This window comes from Mycobacterium sp. 852002-51613_SCH5001154, assembly GCF_001667425.1.
Lineage (GTDB): Bacteria > Actinomycetota > Actinomycetes > Mycobacteriales > Mycobacteriaceae > Mycobacterium.
Window position 1 is genome coordinate 134,194 of sequence record NZ_LZII01000006.1, and the last position, 15,109, is coordinate 149,302.

General features: G+C 63.8%; 16 protein-coding genes. 6 read left to right on the forward strand and 10 right to left on the reverse strand.

Annotated features, from left to right (window positions below):
* Positions 1-17 precede the first annotated feature (17 nt).
* A complete protein-coding gene (locus A5750_RS02500) occupies positions 18-1,115 on the forward strand; it encodes a dihydrodipicolinate reductase (protein ID WP_197505331.1) in 1,098 nt (365 codons plus the stop codon).
* On the opposite strand, the gene A5750_RS02505 is transcribed toward A5750_RS02500, so the two are convergent.
* Positions 1,112-1,933, reverse strand: coding sequence for a mycofactocin-coupled SDR family oxidoreductase (locus A5750_RS02505; RefSeq protein ID WP_067261019.1), 822 nt, complete (start codon positions 1,931-1,933; stop codon positions 1,112-1,114). The genes A5750_RS02500 and A5750_RS02505 overlap by 4 nt on opposite strands.
* Before the next feature lie 80 nt (positions 1,934-2,013).
* Between A5750_RS02505 and A5750_RS02510 the strand changes: the two genes are divergently transcribed.
* Positions 2,014-2,796, forward strand: a complete 783-nt coding sequence (locus A5750_RS02510; RefSeq protein WP_066958580.1) for an SDR family NAD(P)-dependent oxidoreductase — start codon at positions 2,014-2,016, stop codon at positions 2,794-2,796.
* Here A5750_RS02510 and A5750_RS02515 read toward each other — a convergent pair.
* Both A5750_RS02515 and A5750_RS02520 read right to left on the reverse strand, forming a co-directional pair.
* A complete protein-coding gene (locus A5750_RS02515; RefSeq protein WP_082959025.1) occupies positions 2,793-3,827 on the reverse strand; it encodes a dihydrodipicolinate reductase in 1,035 nt (344 codons plus the stop codon). The genes A5750_RS02510 and A5750_RS02515 overlap by 4 nt on opposite strands.
* A gap of 70 nt (positions 3,828-3,897) precedes the next feature.
* Entirely contained in the window at positions 3,898-4,683 is a 786-nt protein-coding gene (locus tag A5750_RS02520) for an SDR family NAD(P)-dependent oxidoreductase (protein ID WP_067261022.1), read from the reverse strand.
* A 79-nt stretch (positions 4,684-4,762) separates the two neighbouring features.
* Here A5750_RS02520 and A5750_RS02525 point away from each other — a divergent pair, with 79 nt between their 5' ends.
* The gene (locus tag A5750_RS02525) at positions 4,763-5,197 is read left to right on the forward strand and encodes a hypothetical protein (RefSeq protein WP_066958575.1); all 435 of its coding nucleotides are present in this window, start codon (positions 4,763-4,765) and stop codon (positions 5,195-5,197) included.
* 54 nt (positions 5,198-5,251) lie between these two features.
* Here the strand turns inward: A5750_RS02525 and A5750_RS02530 are convergent, their stop codons facing one another.
* The 3 genes from A5750_RS02530 to A5750_RS02540 form a co-directional block, all read right to left on the reverse strand.
* Positions 5,252-6,055: an SDR family NAD(P)-dependent oxidoreductase gene (locus A5750_RS02530; RefSeq protein WP_067261024.1), complete on the reverse strand. Its 804-nt coding sequence runs from the start codon at positions 6,053-6,055 to the stop codon at positions 5,252-5,254.
* A gap of 15 nt (positions 6,056-6,070) precedes the next feature.
* Positions 6,071-6,847 carry an SDR family oxidoreductase gene (locus tag A5750_RS02535; RefSeq protein WP_067261027.1) on the reverse strand — a complete coding sequence of 259 codons (777 nt, stop codon included), beginning with the start codon at positions 6,845-6,847 and terminating at the stop codon, positions 6,071-6,073.
* Positions 6,848-6,936: 89 nt separating this feature from the next.
* Entirely contained in the window at positions 6,937-8,550 is a 1,614-nt protein-coding gene (locus A5750_RS02540; protein WP_067261151.1) for a class I adenylate-forming enzyme family protein, read from the reverse strand.
* Positions 8,551-8,677: 127 nt separating this feature from the next.
* Between A5750_RS02540 and A5750_RS02545 the strand changes: the two genes are divergently transcribed.
* The 3 genes from A5750_RS02545 to A5750_RS02555 are packed head-to-tail and all read left to right on the forward strand — an operon-like array spanning position 8,678 to position 11,714.
* Complete coding sequence (locus A5750_RS02545; protein WP_066958702.1) at positions 8,678-9,208, forward strand: nuclear transport factor 2 family protein; 531 nt, start codon at positions 8,678-8,680, stop codon at positions 9,206-9,208.
* A gap of 44 nt (positions 9,209-9,252) precedes the next feature.
* Positions 9,253-10,506, forward strand: a complete 1,254-nt coding sequence (locus A5750_RS02550; protein ID WP_066958569.1) for a CaiB/BaiF CoA-transferase family protein — start codon at positions 9,253-9,255, stop codon at positions 10,504-10,506.
* Positions 10,503-11,714, forward strand: coding sequence for a cytochrome P450 (locus A5750_RS02555; protein WP_231989107.1), 1,212 nt, complete (start codon positions 10,503-10,505; stop codon positions 11,712-11,714). Before A5750_RS02550 ends, A5750_RS02555 begins: the two co-directional genes overlap by 4 nt.
* Before the next feature lie 10 nt (positions 11,715-11,724).
* On the opposite strand, the gene A5750_RS02560 is transcribed toward A5750_RS02555, so the two are convergent.
* The 4 genes from A5750_RS02560 to A5750_RS02575 are packed head-to-tail and all read right to left on the reverse strand — an operon-like array spanning position 11,725 to position 15,099.
* A complete protein-coding gene (locus A5750_RS02560) occupies positions 11,725-12,327 on the reverse strand; it encodes a TetR/AcrR family transcriptional regulator (RefSeq protein WP_067261030.1) in 603 nt (200 codons plus the stop codon).
* A gap of 44 nt (positions 12,328-12,371) precedes the next feature.
* Positions 12,372-13,541 (reverse strand): lipid-transfer protein, encoded by a 1,170-nt coding sequence (locus tag A5750_RS02565; RefSeq protein WP_067261032.1) that lies wholly within the window; start codon positions 13,539-13,541, stop codon positions 12,372-12,374.
* Positions 13,538-13,990, reverse strand: coding sequence for a MaoC family dehydratase (locus tag A5750_RS02570; protein WP_066958562.1), 453 nt, complete (start codon positions 13,988-13,990; stop codon positions 13,538-13,540). The genes A5750_RS02565 and A5750_RS02570 overlap by 4 nt, the downstream gene beginning before the upstream one ends.
* The gene (locus A5750_RS02575) at positions 13,987-15,099 is read right to left on the reverse strand and encodes an acyl-CoA dehydrogenase family protein (protein ID WP_067261034.1); all 1,113 of its coding nucleotides are present in this window, start codon (positions 15,097-15,099) and stop codon (positions 13,987-13,989) included. The genes A5750_RS02570 and A5750_RS02575 overlap by 4 nt, the downstream gene beginning before the upstream one ends.
* Positions 15,100-15,109: the final 10 nt, after the last annotated feature.

Genomic DNA, 15,109 nt, shown 5'->3' on the forward strand with positions numbered 1-15,109 from the left:
GAAAGGGGCAGTAAACATTGGCAACTGATGCTAAGCGCCACTACCGCGTGGCCCACATCGGTACGGGATTGACCGGCCGCGAGGCGTTGCGGGCAATCATCGACGATCCCGTGCTGGAACTGGTCGGCGTCAAGGTGTCGACACCGGAGAAGGTCGGGGTGGATGGGGGCCAACTCTGCGGGGCGGCGGATGTCGGTGTAGAGGCAACCGGCGACACATCAAAGGTCTTGGCGCTGGCCCCGGACTGTGTCGCGTACTGCGCGACGGCGGTCCGGCGCGAACAGGAAGCCATCGCAGATATCGTCACCTACCTCGAGGCGGGCATCAACGTGGTGACCTTCTCGACCATCCCGTTGGTCTATCCGGCCGCGGCGCCCACCGAATGGCGCGAGGCTCTGGAAAGTGCAGCGCGGAAAGGGAATTCAACCTTCTACGCGACCGGCAGTGAGCCGGGTTTCATCAGCCTGAACATCCCCACCGCTCTACTCGCTGGGGCAGGTCGGGTCGACTCGTATCGGATGGACGAGTACGCGCTCGATCTGGACAAGGCGTATCCGATCTGGGACGTCTTGCACGAGTCGATGGGCTTCGGGAAGCCCGAAGGTCACGTGCCGGTTCGCATCGCCTCGGGAAAAGTGAACAAGGACTGGGAAACCGTCGTGCGCTACATCGCTGACATCCTCGGATTCACGCTCGACCGGATCGAACTGGATTGGGAGAGGCTGCTTGCGCCGACGGATCTCGACACCGCGCTGGGTGTCATTCCCGAGGGGACGATTTGTGCCCACCGCTGGCAACTGGCCGGCGTGGTCGGCACGCGACCGGTTGTCGCCGTGCAATACTTCGCGACAGTCAGCAGCACCCCGTGGCCGGATCGCTGGCCGAAGCCCGCACGTGAGGGCGAGGGCGGAATGGTGTTCCGTCTCCAGGGCAGCCCGAGTATGAGCGTGGAGTTGCATTTCGAGCAGTCGGCAACCGACCGGGTGAACCCAGGCGTCGCGGTCACGGCGATGGCCGCTGTCAACGCGATTCCGGACGTCGTCGACGCCGCGCCCGGCGTGATCGCTCAACCGCTCTCGGGACCTTCGATCGTGAGCCGGCAGTCGCGCACCTAGGTTCCGGTCACGCCGACGTCGACGGGAATGGCAGCAGCCGTGACGTACCGCGATTCGTCGGATGCCAGCCATGCCACTGCGCCGGCAACGTCTTCCGGCATTGTGACCGCGTTGGGAAGTAGCTGTTTGGAAAAGCCGTTGTGCAGAGCGGGGTTCGAGCTCGCCGCGTCGGCCATCGCCTCCAGCATTCGACCGGTGCCCATCGGGGTGGCAACCGATCCTGGATGAAGACTGTTTACCCGGATATTGTGCTTACCGAGTTCGGCTGCGAACGCGCGCGCGAGTCCGACGATTGCGTGCTTGCTTGCGGTGTAGGCGATCATGAATGGCTCCATCGTCAACCCCGCAGCGGAGCCGATGAGAATGATCGACCCGCCCCGGCCGCCGTTGATGATGTGCCCTGCACCCGCCATGACGGTGTTCCACGTCCCGACCAGGTTCACGTCAACGACGTCTTGGAAGTCGCGGGCCGTGACCTGATCCCATGGTGCGGGCACGCAGATGCCCGCATTGGCGACGATGACGTCGAGTCGTCCGAGCTCTGCGACAGCCTCCGTAACCGCCGTGCACATACCATCGTGGTCGCGTGTGTCGACGATTGCGGTGACGGCCCGTCGGCCGTTGGCTTTGACCAAATCCGCGGTCGCAGCCAGGTCCGCTGGCGTTGCGGCATCGTATGGGACGCATGTCGGGAGCGGGCCCGCGAGGTCGGTCAGGATCACATCGGCGCCATCGGCGCTGAGCCGCTGCGCGTGGGCGCGCCCCTGGCCGCGCGCCGCGCCCGTGATGAGGGCGACCCGGTCGGTCAACTCGGCCACACGCGTACGCTACACCAGACGAGAATAAACATTAACGTTTATCGAGAATCGATGTTGCGATCAGTGGTAGCGTCCGGTCCATGGGTGTGCTCGACGGTCAGACCGCATTCATCCTCGGCGCATCGGGGGGGATAGCCCAAGCGAGCGCAAAGCTATTGGCCCTCGATGGGGCCGCGCTGTATCTGCTGGGCAGGTCCCAGTCCCGGCTTGAAGCCGTCCAAGAGGGCATTCTCGCTGTCGCGCCCAATGCTGAAATCGTGCTACAAGAAGGCGATCCGGAAGACGAGAACACCGTCAGACAGGCTGCGCAGTCGGCGTACGACGTGAAGAAGCGGCTGAACATCGTGATCGGCACCGTGGCCAGCGGGGGTACGGGCCCACTCGTCGAACAGGATCTCGCGACCTTCACCGACTTCGTTATGGGTAACCTCCGATCGAACTTCCTCGCGATGCGCTATTCGGTACCGCTGATGATGGACGGCGGCTCGATCGTGTTCATCTCGTCGACGTCGTCCAAGATCCCGATGGAGGGGCTCGGGCACTATTCGGCGGGCAAGGCCGCGCTTGAGATGCTCATCCGAGTCGCCGCATCGGAATTCGGGTCGCGCGGTATTCGCGTCAATGCGGTGCGGCCGGGGCTGACCGAAGCTGCTACCACGCAGGGCTATATCCATCTCGAGGAGCTGACGCGCAGCTTCCTCGAACGTGTCCCGTTGGGACGGCTCGGGGTTTCGGATGACATCGCCCCGGGGGTGCGCTACTTGGCCGGACCCGAATCCAGCTGGATGACCGGGCAGAGCTTCGCCATCGACGGCGGCAACGAGGTCCGCGGAGCACCGCGCGGACCCATGTTCACCGTCTAGCCGACGTCGATGGCGTTGCGCGGCGCGGTGATCGGCAGATCCAGCGAAGTCGCGATTCCCGGGGCGGCATCGACGACGTAGGGAATGGCGTTGACGACGCGCATGGCGGTCGCCTCCATTGCGTTGTCGTTGGCCGACTCCGGCGTGTCCTCGGTGCCGAGCCTTAGGTCGCACTGCATATGAGGTTGGCCGTCGATGATGAGGCGGTATGTGCCGTTGGGTGCTGTCGCCCACTCCGGCGCCAGGTCGGGAGCCATGCGGTTGATGTGTTCGATGGTTATCACCGGCCGACCGTTGACCACGCCGGTGGTTTCAGCGCGGACGGCGCCTACCGTCCCGGCGGGAATGATCCCGCACGCTACGTGGAGATCACGCGGGGTGATCACGCGTTCGTAGGACTCGGTGACCTCGTCGAGCTCGACCCCGAGCGCCTTGGCGACCAAGCCGATGGGTGGCCCCCAGGCGAACTGCTGGGCACCCTCGAGTTCAAGCAGCGGAGTGAAGTCGAGCGGCTTGCCGAATCCCATGGCGGTGACCATCAGGTCCTGATTCGGATAAGCCGAGTAGTCGAAGATCTCCTGCGCGCGAATAGACCGGATTGTGTTCGACAACGTTGTCAGTAACACCGCGAACTGGTCACCGGCGAAGCCCGGCTCGATACCCGAGGTGTAGATGGTCACCCCGCCCGATAAGGCCGCCTCGCGCACCTGGCTGGCGAGCTCGGGAATCCATCTGTCGGGAAACATCATTCCGGGCGTGTTGGTCGTGACGACGTTGAGCCCGCCGCCGAGCAGGCGCACGTAGTCGCGCACCGCGGCCGCATCCATCTCGGCGCTGGCTGCACCGTATACGACGCAATCGGGTCTTAACGCGATGATGTCGTCGAGATTGTTGGTGGTGGTAATGCCAATCTTGCCTGATGCGACGATCTCGCCGACGTCGCGACCGGTCTTTTCCGCGCTGTGCACCCACACCCCGACCAGCTCGAGGTGCCGGCGCCGCACGATAGCGCGTATCGCCAGGCTGCTGATCCAACCGGTGGAGATGACGGCAACGCGTAAAGGCTTGGTGGTCATGGCCATTGCTCCTACTCGCATTCGATCACAGATCGGGAATGGGCAGTTCCGAGTTCGGACCCTGCAGGCCCCCGCCGACGAACACCGAGTTGGTGGCGTAACAGTCGCGTGTCGACAGATACAGCGTCAGTCGGCCGAGGTCGGCGACATCGCCGATGCGGTGCAGGGGAGTGAGCTGCTTCAACTTCTCCTCGGACCCCGGGAGCAGGTCGAAACTCGATTGCAGCCCTGTCGTCATGAACGCACCCAGGGCGATGGCGTTAACCCGGATCTTGGGCGCGAGTTCCTGTGCCATCGCTCTGGTGAGTGCCTCGAGGCCGCCTTTGGCTACGCAGTAGGGCAATAGTCCGCGAATGCCGAACCGCCCTGCCCCCGAGGAGATGTTGACGATGGAACCCCGGCCCAGTGCAAGCATGTGCGGGACGACGAGTTGGCTCATGATGAACGCCGACGTGACGCAGTAGTCGAAGGTGTTGCGAAGGTCGTCATCGCCAAGGCTGAGGAACGGGCCGTAGGTCGCGAAGCCGACATTGTTCACCAGGATGTCGATTCGGCCGAACTCGTCGATAGCGGTTTGCACCGCGCGCTCGCTGTCCGCGCGGACCAGTGCGTCCGCCGTCACCGCGAGTCCGTTGCCGCCCGCGGCCTTGATGTCCTTGATCGTCGACTCGATTTCGGACGACGTACGTGCCGTCCCGACCACCGTCGCGCCCGCCTCGGCGAGCACTTTGGCAATCCCTTCACCGACGCCACGCCCGGCGCCGGTCACGATCGCCACCTGCCCGTCTAATTCGAACTGTTCCAGCGCCACATTGGGAACCTACCGGAGCGGGAATTATAATTCCCGAAAAATGAGAATTTGGCTTTCGAAAACGGCTTAGAGTACCGGCATGACTCAGCCAACCGCGCTGCTGCACCACGTGGTGTTTGCAATCGGGCTCGAACGTCTCGACCAGGCTACCGATTACCTGACCGCTATCGGGTTCTGCTTCCACGCGTTCGACCACGAGGAGCTGCGTCTTGCCATCAGGCTCGATTGGGATCGCGGGTTCGAACTGATATCACCCCTGGCCGACGCGCCGACCGACGCGGGTAGCGCGGCCGACTTCCTCGCCCGTAACGGTGACGGACTGTTCTCCGTGGTCGTGCGAACCGCCGACTGCGATGCGGCCGAGCACAGCGCGAGGCGGTACGGTGCCACCGCCGATTTTCGCCAGCATGTCGAGGGCGACGGCTTCGAGGTCACCGAAGTGAAATTTCAACCGCTGTTCGGAATCCCTTTGACGCTGCTGGAGACCAACCTGCCGGACGGCCCTTCGACCTGACTGCCGAGTGGCCACTTAACGCTCAACGGTCAACTGAGAAGCGCTTACCGAGAGTCAGATGAAGTCTGATCCGCCGTCGACGTTGACGGTGGCCCCCGTTACGTAGCCATTCCGCCGCGAGGCCAGATACGCAGTGACTGAAGCAACTTCTTCGGGCAAGCCAGCGCGCCCGATGTCACTTGGATGACCGTAGGTCCTTTCGACCCACGTCATGACATGCTTTGGATCTGAGGAGTCCAGACCTTCTGCGGCGAGCGCATCGCGCAGGATCTCGGTGAAACTGGCGGTCACGATAGTGCCGGGGCACACACAGTTGACCAGTATGCCCTCGGCGCCAAGGCTTTTAGATAGGTTCTTGGTGAAGCTCGACAGCGCCGATTTGGTGGCCGTGTAGGCGACCAGGCGAGCGCTCTGGCGCTGAATCGAGTGCGCCGAGAGCGTGACGATGCGGGCCCAATCGGCCGACCGCAACATCGGCAGTGCGGCCCGCACCGAGCGCACCGCGGAGAGCGTACCGAGATCGAATGCAGCGTGCCAGTCGTCGTCGTCGAGATCTTCGAACGCACCCGCATTCGGGCCGACGGTGTGCACCAACACATTCAGGCAGTCCCAGGCAAGGCTGATCGAATTGAATGCCGCTGTGATCGACTCGGCATCCGACACGTCGACGCTGATCGTCAGAACTTCGGGAGCACCGGCACGGCGAATTTTCCTTGCGGCCGAGTCCAACGCAGCCGGGCCGCGTGCCATGATCGCCACCGAAGCGCCTTCTGCCCCGAGACTCTCGGCGATCGCCAGCCCCATGCCCTTGCTGCCCCCGGTGACCACCGCCGTTGCCCCGTTGAAGCCCAGGTCCATTCGTGCTCCTTTCCATCAGCTGTCGGTCAGAGCCGGCTGGCGCTTGATGATTCGGGGGGCGAGGTGCACTATCTCGCTGATCACCGTGGGGTAGGCGCGTGAAATGGCGATGAGGGAAAGCATGGCGTTGGCCACGTCTTCGACCGTGGACATCTCGTCGGGAATCTGCCCTTCGTGCGCCCAGGCCCGGTATAAGTGGGCCAGCAGGTCGCGATCGGCTCCGCGGAGGATCTCGGTGTCACAAGTGGGGCCGACACTGACCCGGATCACGGCGAGATCGGGATGCTCGGCTCGCCACGACCGCAGGATCTCGTCGAGCGCCGCCTTGCTCGCGTGGTAGGCAGCCACACCTGCGCGAGGCCGCCCGACGTCGTGGCTCGACGCGACGATGACCACGGCGTCGTCGGCCAAATGCGGAAGTACCGCGCGCAGTACGTGGGAGGCGCCGACGGCATTGACGGCGTACGCATGCAGCCAAGTCTCCACCTCAGTCTCTTCGATCAGGGCGAACGGCACCACGGCGCTGGTGAAAACGACCGCATCGAGCTTGCCGAATTTGGCCACAACGTCACCGACGACGGATTCGATGGCGCGGGGGTTGGACACGTCGAGCTCGTGCGCCGATCCGTGCAGTTGGCCGGCCAGTTCCGCGAGGCGGTCCAGCCGCCGCGCGGCGAGCGCCACGCTGGCGCCCCGGGAATGGGCGGCAACGGCCAATGCCTGTCCGATGCCCGAGGATGCCCCGATGACCAGCATCCGTGCCCCTGCAATGCTGGAGTTCCGGTCGCTCATGAATCGCTCCCTTGGTGGCCGTGGTCGAGGCAATTCTCGCATGTGAGAATGCGGATTCTCCTACAGGGGCGGTTGGAACCAATTGACGCTCAGCTGCGCACCAGTAATCCGCTGAGCTGCTGCGCCAGCTCCACCTTCTTGATCTTTCCGGTCGCGGTGAACGGAAGATTCTGCTTTGACGTAACCCAGATCAACTTCGGCACCTTGTATGCCGAGAGTCGGCCTCTCAGTTGCATCCGCAATGACTCGCCGTCTAGCGTCGAATCACCCCGCGGCACCACCGCCGCCGCGACCACGGTTCCGTCCTCGGGGCTCTCGACGCCGACCACATACGCTTCGAGCACGCCCTCGCAGTCGGCAAGTGCCAGTTCCACTTCGCTCGGTGTGACGTTGGTTCCGCCACCCGTCTTGATCAGATCGCCCAACCGGCCGGTGAATTTGATCCAGCCGTCGTCATACTCGACTCCGCAATCACCGGTCCGGTAGTACCCGTTCGCGGTGAACACGTCCTCGCGCTCACGCTTGTAGAGGCGCTGCATCAACGAGTAACCGCGAACCCAGATCTCACCACTCGTCCCGATCGGGACCGGTACACCGGTCTCGGGATCGACGAGGATGTGGCTGAGACCCTCGATCGAGAAGCCTCCGGTCTCGGCGCGATCGGGAGGCTGCGGCGGATACGGATCGACTCCGAGGTGATTTCCGCACAGTTCGGTCATGCCAAGGGCACTCGGTCCCTTCGGTCGCCGATCCGGCGGCACCATCGCGGGCAGGCTGGTCCGCTGCACCGAACTCAGGTCGCGCCGGGCGAAATCGGGGTGCTCGGACAACGACTTGCCCTGCTGTGGCCAACCCAGCACGGTGGTCGCGCGGTACCGCTCCATCAATGCCAACGCCTCGGCTGCATCGAACGCCGGCTGAGTGACAAGCGTGGCGCCATGATGAATCACGGCCAGCAATCCGGTGATCAACCCTCCCACCCAGAAGAACGGCATCGCGGTGAACAAGACGGTGTCGGCGATGACGCCGTATTGGGCGGTCAGGTTATAACTGTGGCGAACCAACGTGCCCTGGGTGTGCACAGGGGCCTTGGGGTCACCGGTGCTGCCCGAGGTGTAAATGATCATCGCCTCGTCGGCGGGGGTTACGCAGGACTCGACATCGAGAAGGAAATCGGCATCGATGCCCGCCGGTAGTTCCTTGTCTTCGAATGCCGTCGCCCAGGACCGATCACACGGTCCCCACACCCCGATCGTGCGCAGAAAAGGTATCTTGCGCAGGAGGATGCGGCCCGGTTCACGCTGTTGCGCGAGACCCGGTAACGCCTCCTCGAGCCGCTCGACGAAATCGTGGTTGCGAAAGGCCGACCATGCCAAGACCGCTTTCAGGTCGGCGTGACGGGCCGTCCAGGCCAATTCGGACGCCTTGTAGAACGTGTTGAGTGGAACAGCGACGGCACCGATCCGGGTGGCCGCGAACCAGGCGAGCGCCCATTCCACGCTGTTGGGCATCAGAATCCCGACGTGGTCGCCCTTTCCGATGCCCTCGGCGAGCAGCGTCATCGCCAATCGCGACGATCGCATGTCGAGATCGGCGTACGTCAGCACCTGCCCGTCGGCGATGAGGAACGGCTTGTCGCCGAGACTCGCCGCGCACGATCTCACCAGTCGCGGGATCGTGGGGATGATGGTCGGGAAGGGCATGGTGGTCGGGATCCTCGTGGGATGTTCATTGGGCCTCAACAGGATAGTTCCCTTTTCGTCAAACGAGAACACCGGTTCTCGGGAATGCCATTGTCGAACTACACTGCAAACCATGGCGCCGGACCGTCTGGATCGGATCGAGTCCAGTTTGGCGATCAGTCAGCTGCCGAGCCGCTATGCCATGGCGCTGGACGCCCGCGACGTGGACGCGTTGGTGGCGCTTTTCGTCGACGATGTCGACGCGGGCACGCAGGGTCGCGGCCGGAATGCGTTGCAGCGCTGGTATGACCGGGTTCTGCGGCGGTTTTACCGCAGCATCCACCTGATCTGCGGGCACGAGTTCGACTTCATCGACGCTGATCATGCGACGGGATCGGTGTACTGTCGCGCGGAGCACGAGGACGGCGACGGGTGGTACGTGATCACGATGCGCTACGACGACGTGTACGAACGACGTGACGGTCGGTGGTACTTCGTCAAGAGGCGTGAGCATCCGTGGTACTCCGTGGACGTGACCGAACGGCCCGGGCCGGAGTTCATCCGGTGGCCGACGGACGTACCGCTTCGCGCGGCCATGCCGCAGCGGATGCCGAGTTGGCGAGCGTTCTGGGAGCACGGAGATCCCGAGCAACCCGGGCGGCTCTCGCGCCGGCCGTAGCCCGTTTACAATGCAAAGCGAAAGTGACATTCTCATTTACGTAAATGACAGTTATCTCAAGGTGGGAGGGCGTCATTTCCGACGACGACAAGGTGCTCCGCGGAGTTCGTGTGCTGGAGGTCGCCGCGTGGACGTTCGTGCCCTCGGCCGGCGCGGTACTCGCAGAATGGGGCGCAGAAGTCATAAAGGTCGAGCCGCGTGACGGCGGTGATCCGCAGCGCGGCCTGGTCACGATGGGGATCGTCGACGCGGGCGGCGGCTCGATCAACTACATGATCGAAATCCCGAACCGGGGAAAGAAATCCATCGGGGTGGATCTGAGCACGCCGGGCGGCCAGGAAGTGGTGCGCGAACTGGCCAGAACCAGCGATGTGTTCTTGACCAGTTACCTGCCGGAGCGTCGCAAGAAGCTCGGCATCGACGTCGAGGACATCAGAGCGGCCAACCCGAGCATCGTTTATGTGCGGGGATCGGGACACGGGCCGAAGGGGCCAGATGCCGACAAGCCTGGCTATGACGGTGTGTCCTACTGGGCGCGGGGGGGCATCGCCACTGTTCTCACCGAGGATGCCGATGAGTTGGTGCGCTCGCGACCTGCGTTCGGCGACCTGCTCGGAGGGATGACGATCGCGGGAGGGATCGCCGCAGCGCTCTACAAAAAGGCAACGACCGGGAAAGGCTCGGTGGTCGACGTTTCCCTTCTCGGGTTGGCCGCATGGAACCTCAGCCCCGACGTCGCGGTGAGCCAAATACATGGTGGTAGCGCCATTCCCAAATACGGGCACGCCGATTCACCCAACCCGCTGGTGGCGACCTACCGGACGAAAGACGGTCGTTACGTGCAGCTGATGATGCTGCAGCTCGACAAGTTCTACGCCGAGGCGATGCGGGTTATCGGCCTTCCCGAGTTGGTGGACGATCCGCGATTCGCCGATCCCGCATCGCGGTTCGAGAACCGAGTCAGTCTGGTCGCGCTGCTCGACGAGGCGTTTGCCAAGCGCACGCTGGCCGAATGGCGCGAGGCTCTGGCGGTGCTCTCGGGGGCCTGGGGAATCGTGCAGACGCCGGCCGAGCTTTGTCAGGATCCCGCCGTCGTCGCGAACGGCTACGTCGCACACACCCGAACAGTCAACGGCGTGCCATTCTCACTGCCCGTCAACCCCGTTCAATTCGACGAACAGGCGGTCATCCCGCCAGGCGCACCCGAGCACGGCCAGCACACCGAGGAAGTGCTGATGGATGCCGGCATCGACTGGGACATGATCACGAAGTACAAGGAATCCGGGGCGATCGTGTGAGCTCAGCGATCTCCGTCGAATTCGACCCGTTCTCAACCGAATTCTTCAACGGGGCTTATGACACCTATCGACGGCTTCGCGACGAGGCGCCCATCTACTACAGCGCGAAGTGGGATTTCTGGGCGCTCACCCGGTACGAGGATGTAGCACCCGCGACGAAAGACCACGAAACGTTTTCATCGGCCAAGGGTGCGACACTGGACATGGTCAAGGCCCATGACGACGCCATCCCGGTGCCCAAGGTGATCATCTCCATGGACCCACCCGAGCACCAGAAGATGCGCAGGCTGGTCAGCAATGTGTTCACTCCGCGGGCGATTTCCGCGTTGGAAGACATGGTGCGCGACAAGGTTTATGAGCGCGTCGAGGCGTTGAATCCCGCCGCCTTCGACGTCGTCGCCGACTTCTCGGCCCTGTTCCCCAACGAGGTCATCACGGCGATGCTCGGCGTGCCGAAGCAGGACCGCGATCAGATCCGCGTCTGGCTGGATTTGCTTCTAGAGCGCCATCCCGGCGAGATCGCCACCACCAAGCGGGGATACCAGGCGTCGGTGAACACGGGCCTGTATTACTACGACCTGGTGCAGCAGCGTCGGGCCCACCCCGAAGACGATATGATCAGCCGTTTGATCGAGACGGAGATCGAACGTGACGGCATGGTGGAGAAGCTGACCGACGTCGACATCACCGGCTTCGCAACCATGCTCGGCGGGGCGGGCGCCGAAACGGTTACCAAACTGGTAGGCAACGCGATGGTCGCTTTCGCAGACTTTCCCGACCAGTGGCGCAAGCTTCGCGACGACCGAAGCAAGATCCCCGCCGCGGTGGAGGAGCTGCTGCGCTACGAGGCTCCCTCGCAATATCAGGTTCGGACCGCCACGCGCGACGTGACGTATTACGGGACAACGATCCCGGCCGGCGGTGCGGTCATACTAGTCACGGGTTCGGCGACACGTGACGAGCGAATGTTCGATGATCCCGACCGGTTGGACATCGATCGAGAGCGCAAGATGGGCTTCAACCTCGCGTTCGGCTACGGCATACACAGTTGCCTCGGTGCGGCACTGGCCCGCATGGAGAGCCGCATCGCACTTGACGCGCTGTTGGACCTGCTTCCCGAGTACGAAGTCGACCGCGAGGGGCTGCAGCGGGTGGCAATGGCGAATGTCTGTGGCTGGTCAAATGTTCCGGTGCGCAGGGTTGGCTAGGGCCAGACGTTTAGCGCCGTCGCCCGTGGCCGTCGACGAACCCATTGACGACATAGGTCCTCACGAATTCGGCGACCGCGTCGTCGTCACGCATGTCGATCGTTGGCGACGGAGTCGTGAACAGCGAGAACAGGATCCGTGCGAACCATTCGGTCGCAGTGGGGATGTCGAGATCACTTCGGACCTCGCCGGTGAGCCTGGCGGCGGATACGTAGGGCGCCAGGAATTCCGTGCATTCCTTCAGAAGCATGGCCGCGTTCTTCGTCATCATCAGGCTGACTTCCGCCTCGTCGAAGTACGCCTCCGGCTCGACGACCCTGCGTGCCTGGGTGACGAACACGGCGGCCTCCACGAGCCGACCCTCCAGGGTGCTACCGCCGCGACGGTCGATCGCCTTGGCCATGTTGCGGTAGAACCGCTGCGAAGCCGCCTCGGCGCAGGCCTCGACGATTGTCTCCTTGTCCCGGAAGTATTCGTAGAAAGTGCTGCGGGACACATCGGCGGCCCGCGCGATATCGACGATGGTCGTCTTCGCCAGGCTCTGGGTCCGAAAGCACGCGAAGGCCGCCGCGATGATGGCAGCGCGGGTGTCGGTCGCGGTTGCCTGCGTCATGGAGGCCCCTTTCAAGCTGCCTCTGAGAGTAGCGGTGCTGCGGCTCACCTGTCGGGCGCGAGAATCAGTCCGCTGGTCGGGACGCCGGTGCCCGAGGTGACCAGCACGTGTTCGACGTGATCGACCTGGTTGTGGGACGTGCCGCGTACCTGTCGCACTCCCTCCGTGATCCCGTTCATCCCGTGGATGTAGGCCTCGCCCAGCAGGCCGCCGTTGGTGTTGATCGGCATCCGCCCGCCCAGTGACAGCTCGTCGATCGATACGAAATCTTTGGCCTCGCCCCGCCCGCAAAATCCGAGTTCCTCGAGTTGGGTGAACACAAACGGAGTGAAGTGGTCGTAGAGGAACGCCGTCGATATGTCATTCGGTTTCAGTCCGGAGTCACGCCAGAGCTTGTTGCCGACCACCCCCATTTCGGGTAGCCCGGTAATCTCTTCGCGGTAGTAACTCGTCATCACCTCGCCGTCGTAGGCCGCGCCTTGGGCGGCCGCGGTGATGACGGCGGGCGGCTTGGGCAGATCCCGCGCCCGCTCGACGCTGGTCACCACCATCGCGACGCCGCCGTCACTTTCCTGGCAGCAATCCAGCAGGCGCAGCACCGGTTCGATGATCCAGCGTGACTCCTGGTGCTGCTCAAGGGATATCGGCTTGCCATAAAACCAGGCATCCGGATTCTTGGCGGCGTGTTTGCGATCGATGACGGAGATTTTGCCGAAATCGGCGTTGGTGACCCCGTAGGTCGACATGTACCGCTGAGCGTGCAAGGCGACCCATGCGGCCGGCGTCATGAACGCGAATGGCGCGTAGGGAGCCATCCACAACGGGGTCACACCGGGTTGGCGTCCAGCGCCGCCGAACCGGAAGCCGGAGCGCTCGTTGAACGCTCGGTAGCACACCACCGCCTCGGCTGCGCCGGTCGCGACGGCCATGGCAGCTTGCATCACGGTGCCCGCCGCCGCTCCGCCGCCGTGCGGCACCCTGGTGAAGAACGTGAGGTTCTCGATGCCGACGTTGCGGGCGACTTCGATCTCCTCGTTCTCGTCGACGGTGAACGTCACCATGCCGTCGATATCGCGGGGCCGCAGGCCGGCATCGTCGATCGCCGCCTTGACTGCCTCGCAGGCGAGCTGCATTTCGGTGCGACCGGACGCCTTGGAGAACTCGGTCTGGCCGATACCGGCGAGGGCCGTTTTCCCGCCGATGCCGCCGCTCATACATCGACCCCGTCGAGCAGGCTCAGCTTCGCCGTGCCGGAGACATGAGTACCGAGGCTGTTGGTGCCCGTGAAGGTGACCTCGACCAAGCCCTCGCCGTTGGCCGGCGACTTGTCGGTGACGCTGCCTTCGAAGTGCAGCGGATCGTTCGGGTAGGCGGGCACACCGAGGCGAATGGACAGCCTTTTGACCATCGCCTCCGGTCCGGCCCAGTCGTGCAAAAACTTCACGCATAGCCCGTTGGTGGTCAGGATGTTGAGGAAGATGTCCTTGGAGCCTTGGGAATTGGCGAAGTCGCGATCGTGGTGCACCGGCATGTAGTCACGCGAGGCGATGGCGCCGGCGACGATCAGCGTGGTGGTCACGGGCACGTCCATCGGTGTGACCTCGTCACCGACATTGATGGTGTTCCACGCCAGAGTCGTGGTGCGCCTGATGGTGGAGGTCATTTGCCGCTTCCTTCCGGGTATGCGTTGCCGAGTCGGGCCAGTTGCTGCGAGGCCGAGCCGAGTGCGAGTTCGTTCTGTTTGGCCCAAAGGAAATAACGGAATAACGGGTAGGTGACGTCGATTCCCATGCCGCCGTGCACCTGCTGGGCCGAGGCGGCGACCCGGGCGCCTGCCTCGGCGGCCCAGAACTTGGCGATGGCGGCCTCCCGATTGGCCGGTCGTCCTTGGGCGATCAACCATGCCGCGTGCCATGTGGTCCACCGGATGGCTTCGACGTCAATGAAAGCGTCGGCGAGGCGCTGCTGGACGGCCTGGAAGGATCCAATCGGGCGGCCGAACTGTTCACGCTCGCTGGTGTACGCGGCCGCCAGTTTCAAAGCCCTTTCCACAACACCGATTTGGATCGCGCACAGGCCGACGAGGGCCCGGGTGTAGAGCGAGTCGACGATGTCCCCGTCGTCATGCTCGGTGAGCCGTTGGCCGGTCGCGCCGGTCAAACCGACATCGGCGTGGGGTTCACCGTTGGTGGTGGGGACCGGCGTGATTCTCACGCTATCGGTTCCGGTGTCGACGATGAATAGCGCCGGACCGTCCTCGGTCTGGGCCGACACAATTACGGCCGATGCAAGTTGCGCCGCGGGCACCAGCTCCTTCTCACCGTCGAGCCGCCACGTGTCGCCGTCGAGTCGTGCGGTGGTGCGCGGTGCGGTCGGAGAGGAGTTGCCCGGCTCGACGAGCGCCGCGGTGAGGATCGTGCTGCCGTCGACCACGCCGGGTAGATATCTTTGCTGCAGAACGGAATCACCGTGTCGCGCAATGGTGTCCGCGCCCAGAACGAGTGTGGCGTAGACAGGTACGGGCGCGACACTGAATCCGACCTCGCTGAGCAGCACGCCCAATTCCAGGAATCCGCCGCAGCTCCCGCCCGCGGATTCGGGTAGTGCGATGCCGAGTAGGTCGGCGGCCGCGAGTTCGTTCCACAGTCCCGCGTCGTAGCGCACGTCGCCGGACTCCAGTTCGGTCAGATGCTCGGGCGTGGCGCGGTGCTCGAACAGCTGACGCGCCACTTTACCGACGGTCTCTTGTTCCTCGGTGAAAGTGAAATCCATTAGTCCAACC